This is a genomic window from Kitasatospora sp. NEAU-CNBT7 (assembly GCF_057220535.1).
Window position 1 is genome coordinate 1 of record NZ_JBXQQB010000028.1, and the last position, 22,750, is coordinate 22,750.

The 22,750-nt window shown below is 74.1% G+C and carries 28 protein-coding genes; 15 read left to right on the forward strand and 13 right to left on the reverse strand.

Annotation, left to right across the window (positions count from 1 at the left end; genetic code table 11):
* Positions 1-457 (reverse strand): IS5 family transposase (locus AC2TEW_RS28820; protein WP_484626290.1); only part of this gene is annotated, 457 nt, incomplete at its 3' end.
* A gap of 254 nt (positions 458-711) precedes the next feature.
* Here AC2TEW_RS28820 and AC2TEW_RS28825 point away from each other — a divergent pair.
* The 6 genes from AC2TEW_RS28825 to AC2TEW_RS28850 all read left to right on the forward strand — a co-directional run bounded on the left by AC2TEW_RS28825 (position 712) and on the right by AC2TEW_RS28850 (position 4,074).
* Positions 712-915, forward strand: a complete 204-nt coding sequence (locus AC2TEW_RS28825) for a hypothetical protein (protein WP_484626291.1) — start codon at positions 712-714, stop codon at positions 913-915.
* Positions 912-1,385 carry an ATP-binding protein gene (locus AC2TEW_RS28830; protein WP_484626292.1) on the forward strand — a complete coding sequence of 158 codons (474 nt, stop codon included), beginning with the start codon at positions 912-914 and terminating at the stop codon, positions 1,383-1,385. The genes AC2TEW_RS28825 and AC2TEW_RS28830 overlap by 4 nt, the downstream gene beginning before the upstream one ends.
* A gap of 141 nt (positions 1,386-1,526) precedes the next feature.
* Positions 1,527-2,645, forward strand: a complete 1,119-nt coding sequence (locus tag AC2TEW_RS28835) for a radical SAM protein (protein WP_484626293.1) — start codon at positions 1,527-1,529, stop codon at positions 2,643-2,645.
* A gap of 5 nt (positions 2,646-2,650) precedes the next feature.
* Positions 2,651-2,848 carry a hypothetical protein gene (locus tag AC2TEW_RS28840; RefSeq protein ID WP_484626294.1) on the forward strand — a complete coding sequence of 66 codons (198 nt, stop codon included), beginning with the start codon at positions 2,651-2,653 and terminating at the stop codon, positions 2,846-2,848.
* Between the two features lie 84 nt (positions 2,849-2,932).
* Entirely contained in the window at positions 2,933-3,778 is an 846-nt protein-coding gene (locus AC2TEW_RS28845) for a GNAT family N-acetyltransferase (RefSeq protein ID WP_484626295.1), read from the forward strand.
* Positions 3,775-4,074, forward strand: a complete 300-nt coding sequence (locus AC2TEW_RS28850) for a DUF6087 family protein (RefSeq protein WP_484626296.1) — start codon at positions 3,775-3,777, stop codon at positions 4,072-4,074. Before AC2TEW_RS28845 ends, AC2TEW_RS28850 begins: the two co-directional genes overlap by 4 nt.
* A 297-nt stretch (positions 4,075-4,371) precedes the next feature.
* Here the strand turns inward: AC2TEW_RS28850 and AC2TEW_RS28855 are convergent, their stop codons facing one another.
* Positions 4,372-5,610 (reverse strand): helix-turn-helix domain-containing protein, encoded by a 1,239-nt coding sequence (locus tag AC2TEW_RS28855; RefSeq protein WP_484626297.1) that lies wholly within the window; start codon positions 5,608-5,610, stop codon positions 4,372-4,374.
* Positions 5,611-5,975: 365 nt separating this feature from the next.
* Between AC2TEW_RS28855 and AC2TEW_RS28860 the strand changes: the two genes are divergently transcribed.
* The 4 genes from AC2TEW_RS28860 (at position 5,976) to AC2TEW_RS28875 (ending at position 8,968) form a co-directional block, all read left to right on the forward strand.
* A complete protein-coding gene (locus AC2TEW_RS28860) occupies positions 5,976-6,410 on the forward strand; it encodes a helix-turn-helix domain-containing protein (protein WP_484626298.1) in 435 nt (144 codons plus the stop codon).
* Between the two features lie 122 nt (positions 6,411-6,532).
* On the forward strand, positions 6,533-7,009 hold the full coding sequence (locus AC2TEW_RS28865; protein WP_484626299.1) for a hypothetical protein: 477 nt from the start codon (positions 6,533-6,535) through the stop codon (positions 7,007-7,009).
* Positions 7,002-8,246 (forward strand): MAB_1171c family putative transporter, encoded by a 1,245-nt coding sequence (locus tag AC2TEW_RS28870; protein WP_484626300.1) that lies wholly within the window; start codon positions 7,002-7,004, stop codon positions 8,244-8,246. The genes AC2TEW_RS28865 and AC2TEW_RS28870 overlap by 8 nt, the downstream gene beginning before the upstream one ends.
* Positions 8,247-8,260: 14 nt before the next feature.
* Positions 8,261-8,968: an oxygenase MpaB family protein gene (locus AC2TEW_RS28875; protein WP_484626301.1), complete on the forward strand. Its 708-nt coding sequence runs from the start codon at positions 8,261-8,263 to the stop codon at positions 8,966-8,968.
* Positions 8,969-9,049: 81 nt separating this feature from the next.
* Here the strand turns inward: AC2TEW_RS28875 and AC2TEW_RS28880 are convergent, their stop codons facing one another.
* Both AC2TEW_RS28880 and AC2TEW_RS28885 read right to left on the reverse strand, forming a co-directional pair.
* A complete protein-coding gene (locus AC2TEW_RS28880; protein WP_484626302.1) occupies positions 9,050-9,679 on the reverse strand; it encodes a response regulator in 630 nt (209 codons plus the stop codon).
* The gene (locus tag AC2TEW_RS28885; protein WP_484626387.1) at positions 9,676-10,881 is read right to left on the reverse strand and encodes a sensor histidine kinase; all 1,206 of its coding nucleotides are present in this window, start codon (positions 10,879-10,881) and stop codon (positions 9,676-9,678) included. The genes AC2TEW_RS28880 and AC2TEW_RS28885 overlap by 4 nt, the downstream gene beginning before the upstream one ends.
* Before the next feature lie 287 nt (positions 10,882-11,168).
* Here AC2TEW_RS28885 and AC2TEW_RS28890 point away from each other — a divergent pair, with 287 nt between their 5' ends.
* Positions 11,169-11,735, forward strand: coding sequence for a GlcG/HbpS family heme-binding protein (locus AC2TEW_RS28890; RefSeq protein WP_484626303.1), 567 nt, complete (start codon positions 11,169-11,171; stop codon positions 11,733-11,735).
* Between the two features lie 45 nt (positions 11,736-11,780).
* Here the strand turns inward: AC2TEW_RS28890 and AC2TEW_RS28895 are convergent, their stop codons facing one another.
* The 4 genes from AC2TEW_RS28895 to AC2TEW_RS28910 form a co-directional block, all read right to left on the reverse strand.
* Complete coding sequence (locus AC2TEW_RS28895; protein WP_484626304.1) at positions 11,781-12,797, reverse strand: ATP-grasp domain-containing protein; 1,017 nt, start codon at positions 12,795-12,797, stop codon at positions 11,781-11,783.
* Positions 12,767-13,222: a DUF7144 family membrane protein gene (locus AC2TEW_RS28900; RefSeq protein WP_484626305.1), complete on the reverse strand. Its 456-nt coding sequence runs from the start codon at positions 13,220-13,222 to the stop codon at positions 12,767-12,769. The genes AC2TEW_RS28895 and AC2TEW_RS28900 overlap by 31 nt, the downstream gene beginning before the upstream one ends.
* A gap of 150 nt (positions 13,223-13,372) precedes the next feature.
* Positions 13,373-13,771, reverse strand: a complete 399-nt coding sequence (locus AC2TEW_RS28905; protein ID WP_484626306.1) for an ACT domain-containing protein — start codon at positions 13,769-13,771, stop codon at positions 13,373-13,375.
* A gap of 92 nt (positions 13,772-13,863) precedes the next feature.
* Positions 13,864-14,484 (reverse strand): TetR/AcrR family transcriptional regulator, encoded by a 621-nt coding sequence (locus AC2TEW_RS28910; protein ID WP_484626307.1) that lies wholly within the window; start codon positions 14,482-14,484, stop codon positions 13,864-13,866.
* A gap of 217 nt (positions 14,485-14,701) precedes the next feature.
* On the opposite strand from AC2TEW_RS28910, the gene AC2TEW_RS28915 reads away from it, so the two are divergent.
* Positions 14,702-16,159, forward strand: a complete 1,458-nt coding sequence (locus AC2TEW_RS28915; protein ID WP_484626308.1) for an amidase — start codon at positions 14,702-14,704, stop codon at positions 16,157-16,159.
* Positions 16,160-16,282: 123 nt separating this feature from the next.
* Here AC2TEW_RS28915 and AC2TEW_RS28920 read toward each other — a convergent pair whose 3' ends face one another.
* Positions 16,283-17,206, reverse strand: coding sequence for an NADP-dependent oxidoreductase (locus tag AC2TEW_RS28920; protein ID WP_484626309.1), 924 nt, complete (start codon positions 17,204-17,206; stop codon positions 16,283-16,285).
* A 106-nt stretch (positions 17,207-17,312) separates the two neighbouring features.
* Positions 17,313-17,720: a MerR family transcriptional regulator gene (locus AC2TEW_RS28925; protein WP_484626310.1), complete on the reverse strand. Its 408-nt coding sequence runs from the start codon at positions 17,718-17,720 to the stop codon at positions 17,313-17,315.
* A 223-nt stretch (positions 17,721-17,943) separates the two neighbouring features.
* Between AC2TEW_RS28925 and AC2TEW_RS28930 the strand changes: the two genes are divergently transcribed.
* Positions 17,944-18,591, forward strand: coding sequence for a PadR family transcriptional regulator (locus AC2TEW_RS28930; RefSeq protein ID WP_484626311.1), 648 nt, complete (start codon positions 17,944-17,946; stop codon positions 18,589-18,591).
* Between the two features lie 59 nt (positions 18,592-18,650).
* Here AC2TEW_RS28930 and AC2TEW_RS28935 read toward each other — a convergent pair whose 3' ends face one another.
* Positions 18,651-18,983 (reverse strand): DUF8847 domain-containing protein, encoded by a 333-nt coding sequence (locus AC2TEW_RS28935; protein WP_484626312.1) that lies wholly within the window; start codon positions 18,981-18,983, stop codon positions 18,651-18,653.
* A gap of 395 nt (positions 18,984-19,378) precedes the next feature.
* On the opposite strand from AC2TEW_RS28935, the gene AC2TEW_RS28940 reads away from it, so the two are divergent.
* Complete coding sequence (locus tag AC2TEW_RS28940) at positions 19,379-20,077, forward strand: bifunctional DNA primase/polymerase (protein ID WP_484626313.1); 699 nt, start codon at positions 19,379-19,381, stop codon at positions 20,075-20,077.
* A 69-nt stretch (positions 20,078-20,146) separates the two neighbouring features.
* Here the strand turns inward: AC2TEW_RS28940 and map are convergent, their stop codons facing one another.
* The gene (gene map / locus AC2TEW_RS28945) at positions 20,147-20,992 is read right to left on the reverse strand and encodes a type I methionyl aminopeptidase (protein WP_484626314.1); all 846 of its coding nucleotides are present in this window, start codon (positions 20,990-20,992) and stop codon (positions 20,147-20,149) included.
* Positions 20,993-21,106: 114 nt separating this feature from the next.
* Between map and AC2TEW_RS28950 the strand changes: the two genes are divergently transcribed.
* Positions 21,107-21,337, forward strand: a complete 231-nt coding sequence (locus tag AC2TEW_RS28950; protein ID WP_484626315.1) for a hypothetical protein — start codon at positions 21,107-21,109, stop codon at positions 21,335-21,337.
* Positions 21,338-21,361: 24 nt separating this feature from the next.
* Here AC2TEW_RS28950 and AC2TEW_RS28955 read toward each other — a convergent pair whose 3' ends face one another.
* Positions 21,362-22,708: an MFS transporter gene (locus AC2TEW_RS28955; RefSeq protein WP_484626316.1), complete on the reverse strand. Its 1,347-nt coding sequence runs from the start codon at positions 22,706-22,708 to the stop codon at positions 21,362-21,364.
* Between the last annotated feature and the right edge of the window lie 42 nt (positions 22,709-22,750).

The following is a 22,750-nucleotide window of genomic DNA, read 5'->3' on the forward strand; positions in this document are numbered from 1 at the left end:
AGGCCCTCGCCTCCCGCACCACCTCCACCAGCCGGCCGACGAGGCTCTGCCACGGAGTCTCGTCCTGGTGTTCCAGCGCCTCGTCCCCCTTTGAGTCGGTGAGGGCCGGCGGTGGGTCGGTGCGGGCGCCGGCCGCGTGCTGGTGGGCGCGCACGATGGTGGAGTCCACCGAGATGTCCCAGTCGATCTCGCCGGCCGCGTCGGCCGCGGCCTGGACCTGTTGCAGGAGCCGTTCCCAGGTGCCGTTGGCGGACCAGAGCCGATGGCGCTCGTAGACGGTCTTCCACGGCCCGAACCGCTCGGGCAGATCGCGCCAGTGCACCCCGGTCCGCACCCGGTGAAGGATCCCGTCGATCACCTGCCGGTGGTCCCGCCACCGGCCACAACGCCTGTTGCTGACAGGCAGGAACGGCCGCAGCCGTTCCCACTCGGCATCTGTCAGATCACCCCGCCCCATGCCCGAACCAACGACCAGGGCAAGCAAAAGTCACATGATCGGCCGGACAGCTCCTAGGTATCGCTGCAACTTCACTCTGGGAGACGGTAACTGATCGAAGTTCACTGGTCACATTGCTTCGCAGGGAACGAGCCCGAACCGGGCCCGGGGGCCATGCGAAGCAGCGCATTTGCCGCCCGGCGCGAGGAGACCCGATCCCCCTCGGCAACCGTGGAAGCGTGCCGGGCGGGCACCCTGACCCCGAGGAGGACGACGTGCAGCTCACTGCCAACGCCCGGCGCCGACGCCGACGCCGGCAGATCGTTCCGGTCACGGGCTGGCACTCCTGGGGTATCTGGGTATCGGACGCCAGCGGTAGCGATATCTACATCGAGAACAGGGACCGGGCCGCGCGCCGCCGCTCGGTGCTCTCCCAGATCGGCGAGGGACAGCGCCGCCGCGCACAGGGCCTGCGATGACCACAGTCCTCGTGCCCACCGCAGCCTCCACGGCCCGCTCGCCGGCTCCGGCGACAGCCCGACTGCCATACGCGCCGGAATCTGTGGGCGCTGCGCGGCGAATGGTCCGCGCGAAGCTGCTGGAGTGGGGCCTGGACGGCGTGGTGGACAACGCCGCGGTGGTCGTGTCCGAGCTGGCCACCAATGCGGTCACGAAGACGGGGTGCCACACCCACATGATCGTGGCTGTGCGACGGCCGACAGAGCAGTTCGTCCGGATCATCGTCGCGGATGGCTCGTGCACGCTGCCCGTCGTGATCCAAGCCAAGGACGACGACGAGTCCGGGCGCGGCCTCGCGATGGTCAACCGCCTCACCCGTGGACGCTGGGGCGTCACCCTCGGAGCACTCGGCAAGGCCGTCCACGCCGATCTTCCTGTCCCCGCCACCCCAGAAGCGCCGTCCGGCTCTCCAGGCACAGTCGGGCGGTAGAGCGGCTCCGGCCCGCCAGGCTCCCCCGAGCAGGTGGCCGGTGCCCACCAAGGTCTCTGCCGGGCCTGCCGACGACACCAGGCCCGGCAGGGCCATCACCACCTACACGCACCATCCGCAACCAACCGGAAGGCGCACGAGATGCATGATCTGATCGCCAGCCCGTTCCTGGACGAGTACCTACTGGTGCGCCCCGGGGGCCGGGGCGGCTTGCGCCTTCCCCAGGCCAGCTACGAAGAACTACGCGCCCACGACCCGGCCCACGCCGCTCCGTCGTGGCTCGCGGACGCCGCGCACGCCCAGTGGCCCGACCTGGACGTGGCCGGCCGACCAGCGGCTGATGTTCTAGTGGTCCGCCAGCCGTCCCCGTGGGGGTACTCGCGAGCGTCCTGGGAGATCAACCTGGGCTGCAACTACAAGTGCAAGCACTGCTATCTCGGACTCAAGGTCAATTCCGGTATGCCGCTTGCGGACAAGCTCACGTGTCTGCGGATCATGGCCGAGGCCGGTGTGCTGTGGCTCCAGATCACCGGTGGCGAGCCTACTGTGGACCGGGACTTCATGCCGTCCTACCGGGCCGCGTTCGAACTCGGCATGATGATCACGGTCTCCACGAACGCCTCCCTGCTGTGGCGGGAGAACCTCCTGGACATGTTCGAGGAGTGCCCGCCCTACCGCGTCACCGTCTCGATGTACGGTGCGAGCAAGTCGAGCTATGACGAGCTGACGCAGCGCCAGGGTGCATGGGACCTGTTCATCCAGGGCATGAACGCCGCTCGCCGTGCCCGCCTGCCCCTGCGGATGAGCGTCATCGTGACCGGGGACAACGCCCACGAGGAACAGGCGATGATCGACCTGTGCGAGGGCTGGGGCCTGGAGTACAACGTCTTCACCAACATGACGCCGACCATCTACGGCGGCGCCGAGGCGCTCACCGCGCAGTCCAAGGAGCACCTGCGCCTGCGCAGACCGTTCGGCGGCTGCAACGCCGGACACACCTTCTTCCACACCGACCCGCACGGGCTGGTGTCCATCTGCAAGATCGGCCGTGACGACCAGATCAGCCTCCCCGCCGAGGGGATCGACGGCCTCGCCCGGCTCGGCGACATCGCCGACCGCCTCATGCTTCGCACCGGTGGCTGCTCCGGCTGCCAGCTCTCCGGCACCTGCACCGTATGCCGGCCGCTGGCCAAGCACTACCAGGAAGCGAAGGCACCACTCGCAAGTTACTGCCAGCACGGGATCAAGAAAGCAGGGTGAAGCACATGACCGCGGTAGCCGTCGAACTCTCCCCGAGGCGTCCGCTCCCGGACGACGGGCCGGGCAGCCGCCTCCCGTACCTGACGCGGCCCCTCGCGACTCCCGCCGTCCCCGTCACCGAGATCATCGCCGTCGCCGACCTGGACGAGGTCATGGACAGCGTGAAGTGCTCGTGCAACGCGGGCGACGACAACCCCCACTGATCGCATCCGGTCAGAAACGCTCAGGCCCCGGCGCAATCCGCGTCGGGGCCTGAGCCCTGTGTGGTGGGCGAGTAGCGTTGGCGCATGGGATTCCGCTGGGACAGGATGCGCCCCCACGTCACCGTGCCGTACCTGCCGACACTGGGCCCGGTCCATCCTGACGCCATGACCCCGGACCTTTTGGCTGACATCTTCTCCGTCGCTGGGACCGGCGTATTCCTGCCTCATGACAAGGACCGGCGGTGGTCGGAGCGCAAGGACGAAATGGTTCTGGTCGGGGACGTCGAGCAGAACTCGGACCGCACCCTGATTCCCACCCTGACCGGCCGTGGTGTCCTCCGCGTCCACCTCTACGGGGCGCCGGACTGCCGCCTGGAGGCCGAAGAGCTGGCTGCCGAGCTCGTGGCTGCCCACGGTTGTCCGAAGGTCCAGGTGGTGTGGTTCCAGGACGTACCAGACCCCGTGGCCGCCTCCACCCGTGTCCAGCTCCGAACATTCGACAACCCCGCGCCGCCTGTGGACGGCATCACGGCCCTGTCCGAGCAGCCCGAGAGCATCCGTGAAACGTTTGGCGACTTCGCCGAGAAGCTGGCCGGCGAAGGCTTCGCGTTCCTTCACTCCCGGCTCGACACTGTCGGCCCGGTCCTTGCCGCCATCCAGGACGGTCGCGTGGTGGGTGCCATCGGCCCCATGGAGACGATGGCCGACCCGACTGGCCGCACCCGACTACTACCGCAGTATTTCGGAGTCCTCCCCGAATACCGCGGCCTCAGCCTCGGCCGTCTGCTGTGGCGCGCAGCCATGCACTGGGGCCGGGAGAACCGCGCCGACTATCAGCTCTTGCAGACTGCCGCCGGGGGAGCATCCGACCGGCTGTGTCAGCGCGAGGGGCTGACCGACCTCGGGTTCGTCTGTGTGACGACGCCGTGAGTGATCATGACGAACCGCTGGGGCGGTGGGCTGCTCGCAGAGAGGCCAGACTCCGGCCGGTCGGTGAACGCCGTTCGGTGATGGTGGACGGCCAAGAACGTGGTGGCCACGTTGCTCCTGATGAGCCTCGCTTGATCATCCGCTGGGACGGCTACCAGTGGGTGCCTGAGAGCATCGCCGATAGCTACGCTGCCGCCCAGCGCATCCTCCATGGCATCGAGGGCGACGGGGTCATGCGCGATGTGAGTCCCCCGGCAACGCCGAGCAAGGCGCGCGGCCGGCACCGGAGACCCTGACCACCGGCGAAGGCGGGTTGTAGCTTGACCGGCGACGGTCGAACTGCAACAAACCGATGACCACGATCTCCATGCTGCGAGTCATGCGGCGTAGGTTCCGCCTCGGATGAGCAGTCCAGCCGGTCCCGCCTCACGCTCGGTGCTCGCCCGGGCGGACCACTTGCGCACCCCGCGGGCCGCGCCGATCTCCTCGGGCGTCCGGTCCAGGCCGTACGGCCGACGCGGCAGCGGGAACCCGCTGCCGTGCCTCAGGAGGCGGGACGCCCGATTGCGCCGTGTGGGGTCGCCGCGGCGTGCTCAGAGGTCGAGGCCCAGGCGGCGGGCGGCTTCCGCCGCCGGGCCGCCGGTCCGGCCGCGGGGTGCCGCCGCGGCGACGGTCTCCCGGGCCAGCGGGTGGCTGCGGACGGTCAGGGGTGCGATCCGGTCCGCGGCGAGCAGTTCGCGCATCGCGCCTTCGTCGTCCCCCGCCCGGGCGCGGGCGCGGGCCCGGTCGATGCCGTGGCGGGCCCGGCGTTCCCTGGGCAGCCGGCTGAGGTCGACCCCGGCGATCCGGTCCAGGGCCTCCAGGTCCTCGCCGAGTTCGAGGGCGGCGTGGAGCAGGTGGATCGCGAGGTTCCCGGCCGAGAACTCGCTCTGGTAGCCGGCGGGTTCGGTGTCGCGCCCGCCGATGCGCTGCAGTGCTGTACGGGCCTCGGCCAGGTGTCCGGCGGACTCCGGCTGGCGGCCGCGCTGGGCCTCCACGACGGCGGCGACCAGGTGCAGGGTGCCCCAGATGCTCCAGGCGCCGGACCCGGCCCGGGCGTCGGCGTCCGCGGCGGCCCCGCCGAGCAGTCCGTCCGTCCGGTCCAGGGCGTCGGCGATCAGGTCCCCGGCCTGCGGCGCGAAGCCCGCCGCCAGACAGACCTCGGCCTGCAGCCACTGGGTGGCGAGGACGAGCAGCGGGTCCCCGGCGGCGGCGGCCGCCTCGCGGGCCTGCCCGGCCGCGAGGGCGGCCAGGTCGGTGTGGCCGAGCTTCTTGGCGAGCATGGCCGCGTTGTGCCGTGCCTCGGTGAGCAGCCGGTACCCGACGTCCCGCTCGACGCCGTTCAACAGGCTTGTCAGGCAGCTGAGTTCGGCGAGAAGGGCGGGCAGCCGGTCCCCGAGTTCGCCGTAGCGGGCGTCGCGCCGTAGCCGGTCGGTCTCGTCCACCCGCCGGCGCAGCTCGTCCACCGACGGCGGGGCCGCGGAGGCCGAGGTGCGGGGCTCGGCCTGCGGTCCGTACAGGGCGTGCCGCAGGGCCGGGAGGGTCCGGTGCGCGGCCAGGAGCTGCGGGTCACTGCCCGCCCTTGGCCGGCCGAGCAGGTCGGCGAGGTCGGCGTGGAGGGCTTCGGCGAGGGCCTGGATCATGGTGTAGCGGTCGAGCCGGCGGTTGCCGACTTCGACCGACCGCAGCCACTGGGCGCTGCGGCCGACCTGTTCGGCGAGCTGTTCCCGGGTGAGGCCGGCCGCCTCCCGGTGGGCCTTCACCCGCTGTCCGATGGTCGGCCGGGCCTCCACGGGGCACCTCCGCGGTCGTGGTGCCCCCATCTTCGGGCCTGCCCGCCGGGCGGCCGCGGACCTGCCGCCTGCCGCGCGGGTCGTGGGGTCGGGCGCCGTTGCCCACCCCCGTGGGGCAGCGGCGCCCGGGGCGCGGGGTCGAGCTGCGCCCGGGGCAGGCCTGGGCGCAGGAGATGCCCGGGCCCTCGATGTCGATCCTGCCCGTGGCGTGAAGGGGTGTCAACTATCGTTGATTGCCGCGCCGGGGATCAGGGTCGTCACGCCGGGAGATTCACAGGTTTATCCCGGATTGTCCACAACGATCGTGCAGTCCGGCAGCGGAGCCGGATTCTGGCGAACCGTCAGGACGTTCTATGATCCGCCCCATGTCCACGGATTCTCCACCCACTCGAACGCCGGAACCACCGGATTTCGCGGCCCGCCTCCGGCGCCTGATCGCGGTGATCTACCCGAAGGACCTGGGCCGCTCCTGGCGTGACTCGGAGATAGCCGAGGGGACCGGCCTGAGCGGCACCTACATCGGCAACCTCCGCAAGGGCACCCAGAAACCGAGCCTGGAGAACGCGGTGAAGATCGCCAAGTTCTTCGGCGTGCCGCTGGACTACTTCAGCGACTCCGCCACCGCCCAGGCGGTCGAGGCCGACCTGCGCACGATCGAGGCGCTGCGCGACTCCCGGGTCGAGCGGATCGCGATGCGGGCAGCCGGGCTTCCGCCCGAGATGCAGGACGCCGCCCTCACTGTTGTGGAACAGTTCCGCAGGGCGGTCGGCCTCCCCGACGACGGCAACCCCGCGGCGTGAGCGACCGGCACGCGGGCGACCATCACGCGGGTGACCGGCACGAGGTGCCGCTGGGCCGCTGGCGGCGGCCCGAGGGGGAGGAGGGGGAGCAGGTGCGAGGTGTAGGGCGTACCCGGCGCCGGATGCGGTCCGTGGCACGGCAGTTGGAGCTGCCGCCGCTGAGTACGGTGGAGGAGCTGTGTGCGGCGGTCGCCGACCGCTGCGGGCGCCCCGTGCGGCTGGAGCCGCGCCGGATGCGGGTGGGCGAGCCGTCCGGGTTCGTCGAGCGCCGGGCGGACGCGGACGTGATCCACTTCGAGCAGGAGACCTCCGGCCTGCACCAGGCGCACATCATCTGCCACGAACTGGCCCACCTGCTCTGCGGCCACCTCGCCGAGGTCCCGCCGCCGGAGGCCGACCCGGCCCGGGTGGAGCTGCCCACCATCGACCCGGACGTCCTGCGGCTGGTCCTCGGCCGCTCGCACTACGACGATGCCGCCGAGGAGGAGGCCGAGGTGCTCGGCGCCGAACTGATGCGGATCCTGGTCCTGGCCCCCGGCGCCGGGACCACCTCCCAGCTGGCGCCCGCGCTGGAGCACCGCAAGGGCCAGCATGTCTGAGCTGCCGTTCGACCTCGGCTACCTGGTGATCGGTTCGGCGGCCTGGCTGGTGGCGGCCCTCAAGTTCCGGGCCTGGCGCCGGGAACCGTCGCGCGGGCTGCTGGTGGTCGCGCTGGCCGTCGCCTCACCCGCGACCTCGTTCCTGCTGGCCTCCCCGCTGCTCTACCGCTCCCTCGACCGGCTCACCGGTGTCGGCAACCTCGCCACCCTGCTGGTCTACCTCGGCATCGCCGGCTTCTCCGCCGCCGCCGTCGTGCTGGCCCTGATCTGGACCCCGCCGGCCCTGCGAGCCGGCGCCGTGGTGTGGACGGCGGCCTCCCCGGGGACCTGGCGCCGGGCCCGCCGCCGGCTCACCGCCTTCGCCGTGCTCGGCCCGGTGCTGGCGGCGCTCTTCGCGCTCGGCGGCCCGTACCGGCCGGAGACCCCGCTCACCTTCGACACCGACTTCGCCGCCGCCCCGGCGACCGCCCTGTTCCTGGCGCTGTACCAGGGGCTGTTCGCGTGCGCGCTGATCGACATCGGCCGGGTCTGCCTCGGCCACGCCGCCCGGCTGCCCGCCGGTTCGCTGCGGCGCGGCATCCGGCGGATCGCCCACGGCTCCTTCACCGCCTGCGGCTACGTGCTGTGCAAGCTGCTCGCGATCGGCGCCGCCTGCGCGGGCGCGCGGGGCCTGGACTGGCTGAGCACCGGTCTCGGCCCGGTCTTCGCCGCGGCCGGCGCGGTCCTGATCACCGCGGGGTTCGCCGGACCGGCCGGCGCTGCCTGGCTGCGCCGCCGCCGCGACTACCGCGCGCTGCGCCCGCTCTGGGACCTGGTCTACCGGGCGGACCGCAGGCTCGCGCTGGAGGCGCCGGCCTCGCCCCGGACCGAGCGGCTGGCCCTGCGCGACCTGGAGTGGCGGACCGCCCGGCGCGGACTGGAGATCCGGGACGGGCAGCTGACGCTGCGTCCGTGGCTGGACCCGCAGGCGGTGGCCGCGGCCGGCCGGGTCGCCGAGCGGGCCGGGCTGGACGAGGCGCAGCGGGCCGCGCTGGTCGTCGCGGCCGCGCTGCGGTCGGCGGTCACCGCGCTGGCGGCCGGTGCGCCGCCCCGGCCGCGCGAGGAGCAGCCGGTGCTGCCCGGCCTGGACGCGGAGCCGGCCGAGGAGCGGGCGCACCTGGTCCGGGTCGCGCGGCTGCTGGACGGTCCGCTCACCGCCGAGGCACTGGCGGACGGCGTGGCGGGGGTGACGGGGTGAGCGGGGGTGGCCAGGTGAGCGGGACGCCGGCCGCCGACCCGTTCGCCCGGCTGGTGCTGGAGACCATGCCGCAGGAGTCCCGGGTGGGCCTGACCCTCGGGTTCGTCCGGACCTTCGCGGTGCCGGAGATCGCCGAGGTGCTGTACGGCACCGGGCGGATGACCGGCGCGCCCAAGGACCGGGCCAAGGCGACCGGCGCGGCGATGTTCGCGCTGATCGGCCACGGGACCGGCAGCCCGGAGGGCCGGCGGATCGTCGAGGACCTCCGCCGGGTCCACCAACGCCCGGGAATCACCCCCGAGTTGATGCGCTACGTGCTGGCCTGCTTCACGGTCTGCCCGCTGCGGTTCGTCGAGGAGCACGGACCGCGGCCGCTCACCGGGGCCGAGCGCGACGCGGCGTACCGCTTCCACCTGGACGTGGCGCAGGCGCTCGGTCTGCCCGCGCTCGGGGTCGACGGACTGCCCGGCCTGGAGCAGTGGATGGCCCGGTTCGAACGGGACCGGTTCGCCCCCGGCGCGCCGGCCCGCGCCCTGTGGCGGGCGACCGGCGGACTGCTCGCGGCCCGGCTGCCGCGCCCGCTGGCCCGGCTCGCCCCGCTGGTGGCGGCCTGCCTGCTGGACGAGCCGCTGCGGGCGGCGCTCGGCGTACGGCGTCCGCCCGCGTCGCTGCGGTTCCTGGTCGCCCGGGCCCTGCGGGCCCGCGCCCGGCGGGGGCACTGACCGGCGGGGGCACTGACCGGAGGGGGCACGGACCGACCGGGCCGCGGCACGGCTGCGCGGGAGCGAGGGGCGCGGGGCCGGTCAGCGCAGCAGCCGGCGCTCCTTGGCGGCGGCCACCGCGCCCGCCCGGGTGTCGACGCCCAGCTTGGCGTAGATCCGGCCGAGGTGGGTCTTGACCGTCGCCTCGCTGATGAACAGGGCCCGGGCGATCTCCCGGTTGCCGTGGCCCTGGGCGAGCTGGGCGAGGATGTCCTGCTCACGGTCGGTCAGCTGGGGTGCCGGGGCGCGCATCTGGGCCATCACCCGGGTGGCGACCGGCGGCGAGAGCGCGGTGCGGCCCTCGGCGGCGGCGTGGATGGCGGCGAACAGCTCCTCCGGGCGCTCCGCCTTGAGCAGGTAGCCGGTGGCGCCGGCGGCGATGGCCCGGGTGATGTCGGCGTCGGTGTCGTAGGTGGTGAGCACCAGCACCCGGGCGGCGGCGGGCCCGGTGGTGATCCGGCGGGTGGCCTCGATCCCGTCGATGCCCGGCCCGAGCTGCAGGTCCATCAGCACCACGTCCGGCCGCAGCCGCTCGGCCAGCGCGACCGCCTCCTCACCGCTGCCCGCCTCCCCGGCCACCTCGATGCCGGGGGCGCTGGCCAGCAGGGCCAGCAGGCCGGCCCGGACCACCGCGTGGTCGTCGCAGACCAGCAGCCGTACGCCCGTGGTCACCGTGCCTCCAGCGGGATCGAGGCGGAGACCACGGTGCCTTCACCGGGGGTGCTCTCGACGGTGAGGGTGCCGCCGAGCTGGCGCAGCCTGGCCCGCATCGCCGGCAGCCCGTGCCCGCGCCCGGCCGCCGGGGCCGGGGGGCCGCCCGCCGGGCCGTCGCCAACCGTTCCCGTAGCGCCGTCCGTTCCCGTACCGCCGGGTGGCCCGGCCAGGCCGCGGCCGTCGTCCGCGATGTCCAGGACGGCCTGGTCGCCGAGGTAGGACAGGCTGAGCGCGGCCGTCCGGGCGTGGGCGTGTTCCCGCACGTTGGCGAGCGCGCCCTGCGCGATCCGCAGCAGGGCGGCCTGCGCGGCGGCGGGCACCGGTACGGGCGCGCCGTCGATGCGGACGTGCACCGGGCGCCCGCTCTCGGCGGTCTCCCGTTCGGCGAGGGCCCGCAGCGCGGCGTCCAGCGTGCCGCCGTCGGCGAGTTCGGCGGGGGTGAGGTCGTGGACGAAGCGGCGGGCCTCGGCCAGGTTGCGGGCGGTGATGGCGGTGGCGGTCCGGACGTGGCCGCGAGCGGTGGCCGGGTCGCGGTCCCAGACCCGGTCGGCGGCCTGGAGCAGCATCTGCTGGCTGGACAGGCCCTGTGCCAGGGTGTCGTGGATCTCCATGGCGAGCCGTTCGCGTTCGGCGAGCGTGCCCTCGCGGCGCCCGGTGGCGGCCAGTTCGCGGCGGGTGCTGATCAGGTCGTCGATCAGGGCGCGCTGCCGGGCGCCCTGCCGTTCCATGTACCGGAAGACCGCCGTGGCGAGGACCGCGACGGTGGGCGGCAGCAGCGGCAGGGTGGGGTCGAAGCCGTCCGCCAGCCGCAGTTCGGCGGTCACCACCAGCGCGGTCATCGCGCCGATCACCGGGACGGCGGCCCGGGTGGGCAGCGCCCGCAGCACGGTGTAGATCAGCGGTACGGCGCACCAGGCGAAGCTGGGCGCCATCAGCACCCGGACCGCCCAGCTGCCGAGCACCGCGAGCAGGCCGGCCAGCTCGGCGGGGCGCCGCCCGGCGCCGGCGGTCCGGCCCGGGCTGCGGGCGGGCAGCAGCAGGTGCGCCGCGGCCAGCGCGGACGACAGTCCGATCACCCAGGGGGTGCGGGCGGAGTGCCAGTGGTGGTCCAGGTACCGGGTGAGCGAGGCGGCGAGCAGCAGCAGGAAGGCGATCCGCATCACCGTGGCCAGCCACCCCGCGTCGGGGTCGCCGGCCGGCGGCCGGTGGTCGTCCACGTGGTTCTCCTCGTCCGTCGGCGGGGGTCCGCTCCTGCCGGCTGTCCTCCTGGCATGGTGGCCCGCCCGGGGGCCGTGCGCATCGACCGATCGGCCGACCCCCGTGTCGTCCATGATGCCTGCCGGGCCGGGCCGGTCCGACGATCCGTACGGGGGGTGGCCGGCCGGAGGATCGAGGCAGAGCGGGAGCCGGTGCGGTTCCCGGAGCCGATCCGAGCAGGAGCCGAAGCATGACGAAGATGAGCCCGCGGGCCCGTGTACTGACCGGCGCCGTCGCGGTGGCCGCCCTGGCGGCGGGGACCCTCGGCGCGGTGTCGGCCAACGCCGAGACCGGCCGGGCACCGGAGGCCGCCAAGGCGGACGCGGTGAAGGCCGACGCCGCCAACCGCAACCTCACCGAGTCGACGGGCCTGAGCATCGAGGCCGCCACCAGGGCCGCGCAGGCCGCCCTGGACGCCGCCGAGAAGGGCGGCCAGCACGTCTCGGTGGCCGTGGTCGACCGCAACGGTGTGACCCGGGTGCTGCTGAAGGGCGACGGCGCGGGCCCGCAGTCCCCGGAGTCGGCGGAGCGCAAGGCCTTCACCGCGGTGTCCTGGAACGCGCCCACCTCCGAGCTGGTCAAGCGCCTGGCGACGACCCCGAACCTGAAGGACATCCCCGGCACGCTGTTCCTCGGCGGCGGCGCCCCGGTGCAGGCCAAGGGGGCCCCGATCGCGGCCGTCGGGGTGGCCGGCGCCCCGAGCGGCGACCTCGACGAGCAGTTCGCCCAGGCCGGCGTGGCGGCGCTGGGCAAGTAGCCGGGACGGCCGGAGCGATCAGGGCCCCGGCGGGCGGCGCGCTGCTCACCGCGGCGGCGCGCCGCCCGCCCGGGGCGGTGTGCGCAGCGCCGCCGCCACGGCCTCCGCGTACACCTGGCCGGCCAGCCGGGCGTGCTCCGCGCCGTGGCCGCTGAAGCGCTCCAGGCAGACGCTGCTGTTGACTTCGAGCACCGCGAGAGCGCCGCCGCCGGTGCCGCCGGTGCCGTCCCCGTCGCCCGCGTCGCCCTCGTCCGAGTCGCCCTCGCCCTCGCCCTCGTCGTCGCCGTTGCCCGTGTCGACGATGTCCACGGCGGCGAAGGCCAGGCCGGTCGCCCGGGCGGCCGCCGCCGCGAGGGCGGCCAGCCGGGTGCGGACCGCCGCCGGAACCTCCAGCCGCGGCACCGCCCCGTACGACAGGTTGTGCCGCCACTCACCGGAGCCGTCCGGCGGGCGGGCCTTGTCGAACACGATCCGGTCCCGGCCGGCCAGCACCACCACCCGGTACTCGTGCCGGATCGGCACCCACGGCGAGAGCGCCAGCGCGGGATGGACGGTGAACAGCCGCTCCAGCAGCGCGGTCAGCTCCGGCAGCGTGCCCGCCCTGCCGACGTCCCGCCCGCCGCGTCCGTCCAGCGGCTTGACCACCAGCGGCAGCGCCAGGTCCGCGACGAACGCCGCGGGATCCTCGCCGTCCGCCCGCCGCAGCAGCCGGTGGCCGACCGCCGGAACGCCCGCCGCGGCCAGTACCGCGCAGGTGGCCACCTTGTCGGCGGCGACGGCGGCCGCGGCGGCGTCGTTCAGCGGGAACTCGTAGCCGACGACGTGGGTGCGCCGCCCGCCCCGGCGCAGCTCCGCCACCCAGCCCCCGGAATGCCAGACGAGGTCCGCGCCCGCCAGGGCCGCCGCCCGGGTCAGCTGCGCGGTGAAGTACGGCCGTCGGCCGGCCTGCGCCGCGGGTCCGGGCAGCGCGAGGGCCCGCTCGGTGGGAGCGGGCCCGGCGGGCGGACGGGCCGCGGGGCCCGGGCGGCGCCTCAGAACGCCGGTTCCTTGTGGTACACGCACAGCGCCCAGATCACGAAGACGTCGATGGCCAGCAGCACCAGCGACCAGAGCGGGTAGTAGGGCAGCGACAGGAAGGCGGCGATCGCGCTCAGCGAGGCGAAGAAGATGCCGCCGATCCGGGCCCAGGTGGCGGCCCGCAGCAGGCCGAGTCCGGTGAGCGTGATCAGGACGCCCAGCACCAGGTGGATCCAGCCCCAGCTGGTGAGGTCCAGCCGGAAGACGTAGCGGGGAGTGGTGACGAACAGGTCGTCGTCGGCGATCGCCATGATCCCCTGGAAGATCTCCAGGATCCCGTTGACCAGCAGCATCACGGCGGCGAACAGCACCAGCCCGGTGACCCAGGCGCTGTTCTCGTCGCCGTCGTCGTAGGAGTCGTAGGAGCTGCCGGTCGGCGGCCGGCCGGTCGGACCGGAGGCAGTACTCATGGATCCTCCTCGGGTGGGGCACTGTCACCCGACCTTCGACCCGCCCGGGACGGGCCGGCAATCCGGCGGCGCCGTCCGGGTGATCGCCCCCGCGGGGCGGGGCGGGGGCCGGTCCGCGGGCCGGGCCCGCAGGCCAGCCCGGGGCGGAGGTCAGGGCCGCTGCGCCGCCAGCTCCTCCAGTGCGGCCACCGCCCGGTCCGCCTCCTCGGCGCCGACGAACAGGTGGTCGTGGTGGAAGCCCGCCACCACGTTGCAGCTGATGCCGTGTCCGGCCAGGTGGCCGGCGACGGCGGCGGTGAGTCCGACAGCGTCCAGCGCGGAGTGGATCTGCAGGGTGATCCAGGCGGCCACGTAGTCGTAGCGCAGCCCCAGCGCGTCGGCCTCCTCCTGCGTCACGACCACGGTCGGGCCTTCGGCCTCGGCGACCGTGACCACCGGCCGGAGCCCGGTGGGCACCTTGCCGGGGAGGGTGCAGTACACGTACCGGCCGGGGTTGAGCACCGGGCGCATGCCGCCGAGCAGCTTCTGGAGATCGCGTTCGCCTGCCATGCCGCCACCGTAGTGCGGGGGAGCCGGGGGCGGGGCGCGACGCACCTGTCCCGGCCCGGCGAAGTGGCACTGCCGGACCGGGGGCGTCCTGGTCAGACCGCGGGCCGCGCGCCGGTCCCGGGGGCGGGGTGGCGGTCCAGGACGCCCCCGACGATCCGCATCAGCCGCTCGCCCGCGTCCTGGACGCTGCCGTTCTGGGCGCTCACCTGGGCGCCTTCGAGGGCGAAGGTGATCTCCGCGGCGGCCTGGTCCGGATCGGACATCCCGGCCCCGGCGCACAGCTCGGTGAGCCGGCGCAGCTGGCCGGCCTTGTGGGCCTCGATCAGGCGGCGGGCCGGGTGGGTGCGGTCGGGCAGTTCCGCGATGGCGTTGATGAACGGGCACCCGCGGTGGGAGATCCCGGGAAGTCCGTCGGCGATGAACCGGGCCATCCCCAGGATCTGCGCCCGGGGCTCGTCGGGGTGCGCGTCCCGGCACCGGTCGAAGGCGGCGGTGTAGTCGGCCGCGACGATCCGCAGCCACTCCTCGACCAGCGCGTCCTTGGTCGCGAAGTGCCGGTACAGCGCCATCTTGGTGGTCGCGGCCCGGTCGGCGATGGCCTGCACCCCGACCGCCTTGATCCCCTCGCGGGAGAAGAGCTCCTCCGCCGCGTCGAGGATCCGCTCCCGGGGCGGCAGCTTGGCCACCCGGGTCTGCCTGCTGACTCTGTCCATGTCCGCCGTTCGGCCCCTCGTCCGCTGGGTGTCGTCTCCGCCGGGGTGTCGTCGCCGGGGTGTCGTGACCGCCCCGCCCGCAATGCTACGGTACCGACCAGTCCCAAGCGATACCGATCGGTATCGCTGGATACCGGTCGGTACTTCGCGTCGGTGTCGACCACCGGCGCCGGCCCTCCCGAACCCCTCCTGTGAACCCCCTACGGAACGGACGACCATGAAGCTCTCCGAGTACGTGACCCACGACGGCGTCGGCCTGGCCGGCCTGGTGGCGCGCGGCGAGGTGACCGCCGCGGAACTCGCCGCAGCCGCCCAGCGGGCCTTCGAAGCGGTGAATCCCCAGATCAACGCCGTGGTCGAGACCTGGCCCGCACAGGACACGCCGGATCCGGGCGCCACGCCGCTGGCGGGGGTGCCGTTCCTGATCAAGGACCTCGCCGTCGCGATGGCCGGCAAGCGGGTCGAACTGGGCAGCCGGATCGCCGCCGGGAACGTCGCCACGGCCGATTCGGCACTCATGACGCGCTTCCGCCGGGCCGGACTGGTGACGATCGGACGCACCGCCACCCCGGAGTTCGCCTACAGCACCACCACGGAGGGCGTCCTGTACGGCGCCACCCGCAACCCCTGGGATCCGGCCCGCAGCCCCGGCGGCTCCAGCGGCGGCGCGGGGGCCGCCGTCGCCGCGGGCATCGTCCCGATCGCCCACGCCACCGACGCGGCCGGCTCCATCCGGGTCCCCGCCGCCGCCAACGGCCTGTTCGGGCTGAAGCCGACCCGGGGCCGGATATCCATGGGCCCCGATGCGGACGAGGTCTTCAACGGGCTCGCCGTCCACGGCGCCCTCAGTCGCTCGGTACGCGACAGCGCCGCACTGCTGGACCTGGTCCACGGCCCCGAGGCCGGTGACCCCTACGCCGCCCGGCCGCCGCACCGGCCCTACGCGCAGGAGGTCACCCGCACCCCGGGCAGCCTGCGGATCGGCCTGCTCACCCGGCCCTGGGGCGGCCGGGCCGTCGAGGGCGCCGTGGTCGACGCCGCGCTGCGCACCGCCCGGCTCGCCGAGGGCCTCGGGCACCGGGTCGACGAGGTCGAGGTCGGCCTCGGCGTCGACTGGGACGAGTTCGTCCTCGCCAACGCCCGCCTGTGGAGCACCAATCTGGTGACCTGGATCGACGGCTTCGCCGCGGCCTTCGACCGGCCCGTCGACGCCACCACCCTCGAACCCGAGATGCTGGCCAGCTACGCCTACGGACAGCGGGTCAGCGGCACCGAGTTCGTCCGCGCGCTCGAGATGCGCAACAGCGTCGCGCGCGCGATCGGCCGGTACTTCGCCGGCTACGACCTGCTGCTCACCCCGACCCTGCCCGAACTGCCGGTCCTGCTGGGCACGTACGCCGAAGGGGCCGAGGGCGCCGACGGTCTCGGCTGGCTCGGGCAGCTCATGCACCGCTCGCCGTTCACCGCCGCGTTCAACGTCGCGGGCACCCCGGCGATGTCCGTCCCGCTGGAGAGCGACCCCGCGACCAGGCTCCCCATCGGCATCCAGTTCGCCGCGGGGTACGGGCGCGAGGACGTCCTCTTCCGCCTCGCCGGCCAGCTCGAACAGGCCGCCCCCTGGGCCGGGCGGACCCCTCCCGTCCGGGCGGGCGGCCACGACGAGGCCGTGCTCTGACGGGCGACCCGCACCGGCTGCCGCCGACGCAGCGGCACGGCGCCCCGGGGTCCCGGCCCTCGGGCTCCGGCCGGGCACCTCTCATGCCGCCCCTCTTGTGCCGCCCCTCTCGTGCCGCCGCTCTCATGCCACCTCGATGACGACCTTGCCCGAGGTGTGACCGTTCTCGACGGTGGCGAGAGCGGCCGGGGCGTCGGAGAGCGGACGGACCGCTGTGATCACGGGTACCAGGACTCCGTCGAGGGCCAGCCGGGCGGACCGCTCCAGGTTCGCGCGGTCGAGGCGACGCTCGACGAAACGTCCACCGAGCTCGGCCACGGACGCGTCACCCACGGCGATGACGGTGCGGGGATCCCGGGACAGTGGGGCGACCGTCCGCAGTGAGGCGCCTCCGACCAGGTCGACGATCCCGTCGAAGCCGTCCGGGACCAGCTGGCGAGCCGCGGTGACGACGTCCTCGGCGGCGTAGTCGATGAACCGCACCCCGGCGGCCTCGGCCTGCTCGCGCTTGCCGGTGCTCCCGGTGCCGACCACCCGCAGCCCGCGCCCGACGGCCAGTCGGGCGACGGCGAGGCCGACCCCGCCCCCGACCCCGTTGACCAGGACCGTGGCACCGGCCGGGAGGCCGAGCTGGTCGAGCACGTCCAGCGCGGTCGTCCCGGCCACCGGCAGCGTCGCCGCCACCGCCGCGGACAGGCCCTCCGGGATGCGCGCGGTGTGCGGCGCGGACAGCACCGTCGTCTCGGCGTAGGTGCCGCCACCGGTGAGTGCGAAGCCGAAGACCGCGTCACCCACCTCGAGCCCTTCCACCTCCTCGCCCCGGGCGAGCACGACTCCCGCTGCCTCCATGCCCAGCACCCGGGGGAACGGACGCCCGCCGTCGAGCCCGTCCACCAGGCCCGAGCGCAGCAGGTGGTCCAGGGGATTCACGCCGGCCACGGTGACCCGGATCAGCACCTCGCCGCGACCGGGGACGGGATCGGGACGATCGAAGAACTCCTGCACCTCGGGCCCGCCGTACCTGCCGAAACCCCACGCCTGCGCCATCTTCTGCTGCCTCTCGTGCGACCGGCCCCGGTGGTTCCGGGGCTGTCGCCATCCTCACCGCTGACATCGATGTCAGAGGCAAGCGGCCGAGACGCAGATCACACCGTCAGGCCGGCCGCGCCACCGGCCGTGCCACCGATTGCGGGGTCGCGGACAGCTCCGCCCGGTGCCGGCTGTTGGCCTCGATCAGCACGTCGAGTGCGTCCCGGGTCTCGATCAGCTGCGCGATGTCGGCGTCGATCCGGTCGCGCTCGCGCATCATCGCCGTGAACGTCTCCTCGGCGACGCCCGGATCACCGGGGATGTCCACGCACGGCAGCACCGTCGCGATCACCCGGCTGGACAGCCCCGCGTCGAACAGCTGCCGGATGAGCGCTACGCGCTGGACCGCGGCATCCGAATAGTGGCGTTGCCCGGCGCCGGAGCGTGCGCTGGTCAGCAGGCCCTGCTCCTCGTAGTACCGCAGTGAGCGCGGACTCACGTCCGTGCGCTTGGACAGCTCGCCGATCCGCATCGTGCGAGCCTACGCCCGCGTGCCCCGGGTCCGGACAGCCGGCCGGCAAGGCCTCGGCCCCGCGAAGCCCGCGGCGGCCGCGACGCCGAAGGCGCCGGTGCGCCGTTGCGGGCGTTGCCTTCCGACAGTCACCGATATATCGTTGAGCTATCGGGATGCTTCGTTGGGAGGTGTCCCCAACGGGAAGGGGTGCGTCATGCGCTCAGGAATGCGAAATCGGGGGATGGGCCGCCGTGGACGGCGGCCGGGGCCCGGGGAGCCGTTCGGCGAGGAGTTCGGGGTGCGGGAGGCGTTCGGGCCGTTCGGTGGGCCGGGCGGGCCGGGTGGCCCGTTCGGGGCCGGGCCCTACGGGCCGGGGCCGTTCGGGCCCGGGTTCGGCGGCCACGGCCGGGGCGGTCGCGGGCACGGCCACGGTGGCCGGCGCGGCGGCCGGGCGCGGCGCGGGGACGTCCGCGCGTCGCTGCTGGCGCTGCTGAAGGAGCGGCCGATGCACGGCTACGAGATGATCACCGAGATCGGTGAGCGGACCGGCGGCACCTGGCGGCCGAGCCCGGGATCGGTCTACCCGACCCTCCAGTTGCTGGAGGAGGAGGGCATGGTCACCGCGCAGGAGGTGTCCGGCAAGCGGCTGTTCGAGCTCACCGAGAGCGGCCGGGCGGAGGCGGACGCGGGCGGCGACAGCCCGTGGGCGGAGGCCGGCCGCGGCGTCGACTGGGAGGCCGTGCGCGAGGTGCGCGAGTCGCTGTCCGCGGTCGAGCACGCGGTGCGGCAGGTGATGGCGACCGGCACCGAGACCCAGCGCACGCAGGGTCTCGCGGTGCTGGCCGAGGCGAAGAAGAAGCTCTACCTGATCCTCGCCGAGGAGGCGTGAGCGCTCCGGGCGGCGGGCCGGGCCGGCCCTGACCCGGCCTACCGCTCGCCGCCCGCGGCCTACCGCTCGCCGCCCGCGGGTTGTCCGGCCTCGCCGTCCGCCAGGGTCGTGGCGGCGGGCGCGCCGGCGGGCGTGACCGGCGGCCGGCTCCAGGGCCAGCGCAGGCCGCCGGCGGTGTCGCCGTCCGGGTCGTACTCGTAGCGCCAGCGCCAGCGGCCCTTGGCGTCGACCTCCTTGGCCCGCCGGTAGACCAGCGTGGTGGCGGGGACGTCGTGGTACGCGGGCACCGGTACCCGGTAGACCTTGCCGACGTTGTGGAACACGGTCAGCGGGATGCGCAGCTCCCGGCCGTCCAGCGGTCCGCCGACGAATGCGGTGTCCTTGCTCTTCACGTCGTCCAGGGTACGTGCGGGTCGGGCGGCTCCCGTGCGGGTCCGGCGCGGGCCGTGTGCAGCAGATGTGACCGGCGCAGCACCCCGTTCGGTCATCCGGACCGTCCCGGCACCCTTATTCTGCTCTGTACGCCTCCGGGGTTCACCCGGGTCCGCGGGCCTCGTACGGGCCGGGTCGGGTGCCCTGTGCGCCTGCCCGCCGAGCCGCAACTCTCGTTCCTCCGTACCGTGCCCCGGCGTCGGCCGCCCGGTGATCCCGGCATCCGGCCGATGGCGGACGTGCCGCACGGATCCGCCCGGGAAGCCTCGGGCGCGTTTCGGTGTTGCGTCCAATGTTGCACCGGTCGCTGTGTCACACCAGGCACGGCAGGTCACGGCAGTGCGGAAGGGGCCCGATGGAAGCCAGCAGCAGGTGGACGACCTGGTGGCGGCGTGACCGGCAGCAGGAGCGGCCGGTCGCGGGTGGGGACGCGGCGACCCGGCTGGATCTGCTGCTGGGGGCGGTGCGTGCGGGCTTCCCGCTGGCGCCCGCCGCGCACCCGGCCGGCCACCGGTGTTCCTGCGACCGGATCGGCTGTCCGGCGCCCGCCCAGCACCCGGTCTCCTTCGCCTGGCAGTCCCAGGCGACCACCGACCCCGAGCAGCTGGCCCGCTGGCTGTCCCGCGACCCGCAGGCGAACTTCGTGACCGCCACCGGCCGCGCCCACGACGTCCTGGACGTCCCCGCGTCGGCCGGCGTGCTGGCCCTGGAGCGGCTGGACGAGCTCGGCATCGGCGGCCCGGTCGCGGTCGTCGGCGAGGACCGCTACCTGTTCTTCACCGCGACCCGCGGCACTCCGGCCGACGAGGACGAGTGGTGGACCAGCGCGCTGGACTCCACCCCGGACACCATGTCCGAGCACCCCGGGCTGCGCTGGCACTGCCGCGGCTCGTACACCCTGCTGCCGCCGGCCGCGCTCGCGGACGGCAGCGAGGTGCGCTGGCTGCGCGGTCCCGAGCAGCCGCTGCCGGACCCGCTGCGGGTGCTGGACGTGCTCACCGACGCGTGCACCGAGGTCGGCGCCGTCGCCGAGGAGCAGTGGCTGATCGGCTGAGCGGGCCGCCACCCGTACGTGAAAGGGGCCGCCCCCGGCCGGGGGCGGCCCCTCGCGCACGTCCGCGCGCTACGGCAGGGTGAGGATCTCCGCGCCGTCCGCGGTGACCACCAGGGTGTGCTCGAACTGGGCGGTGCGCTTGCGGTCCTTGGTGACCACGGTCCAGCCGTCGGCCCAGACCTCGTAGTCGTAGGTGCCCAGGGTGAGCATCGGCTCGATGGTGAAGGTCATCCCGGGCTTGATCACCTCGGTGGCCCGCTCGCTGTCGTAGTGCGGGATGATCAGGCCGGAGTGGAACGAGGTGTTGATCCCGTGACCGGTGAAGTCGCGGACCACGCCGTAGCCGAAGCGCTTGGCGTAGGACTCGATGACCCGGCCGATCACGTTGACCTGGCGGCCCGGCTTGACCGCCTTGATCGCCCGGGCGAGCGCCTCCCGGGTGCGCTCCACCAGCAGCTTCGACTCCTCGTCGACGTCGCCGCACAGGTAGGTGGCGTTGAGGTCGCCGTGCACCCCGTGGATGAAGGCGGTGGCGTCGATGTTGACGATGTCGCCGTCCTGGAGCACCGTCGTGTCCGGGATGCCGTGGCAGATCACCTCGTTGACGGAGGTGCAGATCGACTTCGGGAAGCCCCGGTAGCCGAGGTCCGAGGGGTAGGCGCCGTGGTCGCACATGTACGCGTGGGCCACCGCGTCGAGCGCGTCGGTGGTGACACCGGGCTCGATCAGCTTGGCGGCCTCCTCCATCGCCCGGGCGGCGATCCGGCCGGCGATCCGCATCTTCTCGACGGTCTCCGCGGTCTGCACCTCGGGCCCGGTGTACGGCGCCGGCGCCGGGCGCCCGACGTACTCGGGGCGCGCGATGTGCGCGGGAACCTTGCGGGTGGGGGACACGATGCCGGGTACCAGAGACATGCCGGTGAGTCTATCGGCCGGGCCGCGGCCCGCCCCGGCCGTGTGTGCGAGGGCGGCGCCGGGAATGATCCGTACGGCACAGATCCGGTACGCACGAGGAACGGGAGGCGCACGATGGCGCTGGGATTCGGCCGCAAGGGCACCGGGAACCCGGGGGAGTGGTTCTACTGCATCAAGCACGCCAAGGTCGAGGAGGGCCCGGACTGCCCGGCGAAGGACCGGCTCGGCCCGTACGCGAGCCGTGAGGAGGCGGCGCACGCGCTGGAGACCGCCGCCGAGCGCAACCGGGAGTGGAAGAACGACCCCCGCTGGCAGGACGACGCGCCCGCGGACGGCCGGGACTGACCCGCCGGCCGCCCGCCGCGGCCCTCAGGACGCGGTGGCGGCCTCCGGGGCGGTCCGGTCCCGGGCGGTCCGCTCCCGGGCCTCGTGCTCGGCGCGGACGGCGGCCGCGTGCGGGTCGGTGCGGTCGTCGTAGCCGAGCAGCCGGGGCAGCGCCGCGGTCAGCGCCACCACGCCGACCACGCAGGCCAGCCCGCCGGCCCAGATCGAACCGCGGACCCCGACCAGCGCAGCCATGGAGCCCGCCCGGACCTGGCCGAGCTGCGGGCCGACCGAGTAGCTGAGCAGCTCCACCCCGGCCATCCGGCCGCGGACCTCGTCCGGGATCGACTGGTTCCACATGGTGGAGCGGGCGGTGCCGGAGATCTGGTCGGCGCCGCCCGCCAGGGCCAGGCAGAGCAGCACCAGCCAGATGTTCGGCGCCACCCCGGCGAGTGCCACCGCCGCGCCCCAGCCGAGCGCGGCGAGCACCAGCATCCGGCCGTGCCGGTGGATGCGCGAGGTCCAGCCGCTGGTGGCGGAGACCACCAGGGCGCCGACCGCGGTCGCGCCGTACATCAGGCCGAGCGCCCAGTCGGCGTGCAGTTCCGCCGCGAAGAACGGGTAGATCGCCACCGGGAAGGCGAACAGCATCGCGCAGAGGTCGATCACGTAGGTGCCGAGCAGGTCCTTGCGGCTCCAGGCGTACCGCACACCGGTGGCGATCGCCCGTACGGACGGCTTCTGGGCACCGGTCGGCGGCGGCACCGCCCGCATCCGGGCGAGCAGCAGCAGCGACACGGCGAAGGTCACCACGTCCAGCGCGAACGCCGTCTGCACCCCCGCGGCCGCCACGATCAGACCGGCCAGCGCCGGGCCGGCCACCGAACCGACGTTGCGGTACAGCGAGTTGAGTGCGAACGCGGCGGTCAGCTGGTCGTGCGCGACGATCCGCGGGGTGAGCGAGTCCAGCGCCGGACGCTGCACCCCGTCGACCGCCGCGACCAGGGCCGCGACCAGGTAGACCGGCCACAGCAGCGGGTCCGGCAGCAGCGCGTTCACCAGCAGCAGGCCGGTCAGCAGCGCCAGGCCCGCCTCGGACGCCAGCACCAGCCGGCGCCGGTCCAGCGCGTCGGCGAGCGCCCCGCCCCACAGCCCGAACACGATCAGCGGCACCAGCTCGAACGCCCCGACCAGGCCCACCGCGAACGAGGAGCCGGTCAGCTCCTTGATCTGCAGTGGGACGGCGACATAGGTCAGGAAACTGCCGAACGAGGTGACGCACCCCGAGGTCCACAGCAGCCGGAAGTCCCGTGACGAGCGCCAGGGCGCGAGGTCGGGCAGCAGGCCGCGGGCGCGCGAGGGTGCCGGGAAGGCCGGATCGGGGGAGGTCACAACGGGCCATCATGGGCGCGCACCGGATCGGTGGCAAACGAA

Coding starts and splice junctions, on each gene's coding strand:
- AC2TEW_RS28830 (WP_484626292.1), top strand. CDS start 912: ATGACCACAGTCCTCGTGCCCACCGCAGCCTCCACGGCCCGCTCGCCG.
- AC2TEW_RS28835 (WP_484626293.1), top strand. CDS start 1,527: ATGCATGATCTGATCGCCAGCCCGTTCCTGGACGAGTACCTACTGGTG.
- AC2TEW_RS28840 (WP_484626294.1), top strand. CDS start 2,651: ATGACCGCGGTAGCCGTCGAACTCTCCCCGAGGCGTCCGCTCCCGGAC.
- AC2TEW_RS28845 (WP_484626295.1), top strand. CDS start 2,933: ATGGGATTCCGCTGGGACAGGATGCGCCCCCACGTCACCGTGCCGTAC.
- AC2TEW_RS28860 (WP_484626298.1), top strand. CDS start 5,976: ATGTCCACGGATTCTCCACCCACTCGAACGCCGGAACCACCGGATTTC.
- AC2TEW_RS28865 (WP_484626299.1), top strand. CDS start 6,533: ATGCGGTCCGTGGCACGGCAGTTGGAGCTGCCGCCGCTGAGTACGGTG.
- AC2TEW_RS28870 (WP_484626300.1), top strand. CDS start 7,002: ATGTCTGAGCTGCCGTTCGACCTCGGCTACCTGGTGATCGGTTCGGCG.
- AC2TEW_RS28885 (WP_484626387.1), bottom strand. CDS start 10,881: ATGCGGATCGCCTTCCTGCTGCTGCTCGCCGCCTCGCTCACCCGGTAC.
- AC2TEW_RS28890 (WP_484626303.1), top strand. CDS start 11,169: ATGACGAAGATGAGCCCGCGGGCCCGTGTACTGACCGGCGCCGTCGCG.
- AC2TEW_RS28900 (WP_484626305.1), bottom strand. CDS start 13,222: ATGAGTACTGCCTCCGGTCCGACCGGCCGGCCGCCGACCGGCAGCTCC.
- AC2TEW_RS28905 (WP_484626306.1), bottom strand. CDS start 13,771: ATGGCAGGCGAACGCGATCTCCAGAAGCTGCTCGGCGGCATGCGCCCG.
- AC2TEW_RS28910 (WP_484626307.1), bottom strand. CDS start 14,484: ATGGACAGAGTCAGCAGGCAGACCCGGGTGGCCAAGCTGCCGCCCCGG.
- AC2TEW_RS28915 (WP_484626308.1), top strand. CDS start 14,702: ATGAAGCTCTCCGAGTACGTGACCCACGACGGCGTCGGCCTGGCCGGC.
- AC2TEW_RS28920 (WP_484626309.1), bottom strand. CDS start 17,206: ATGGCGCAGGCGTGGGGTTTCGGCAGGTACGGCGGGCCCGAGGTGCAG.
- AC2TEW_RS28925 (WP_484626310.1), bottom strand. CDS start 17,720: ATGCGGATCGGCGAGCTGTCCAAGCGCACGGACGTGAGTCCGCGCTCA.
- AC2TEW_RS28930 (WP_484626311.1), top strand. CDS start 17,944: ATGGGCCGCCGTGGACGGCGGCCGGGGCCCGGGGAGCCGTTCGGCGAG.
- AC2TEW_RS28940 (WP_484626313.1), top strand. CDS start 19,379: ATGGAAGCCAGCAGCAGGTGGACGACCTGGTGGCGGCGTGACCGGCAG.
- map (WP_484626314.1), bottom strand. CDS start 20,992: ATGTCTCTGGTACCCGGCATCGTGTCCCCCACCCGCAAGGTTCCCGCG.
- AC2TEW_RS28950 (WP_484626315.1), top strand. CDS start 21,107: ATGGCGCTGGGATTCGGCCGCAAGGGCACCGGGAACCCGGGGGAGTGG.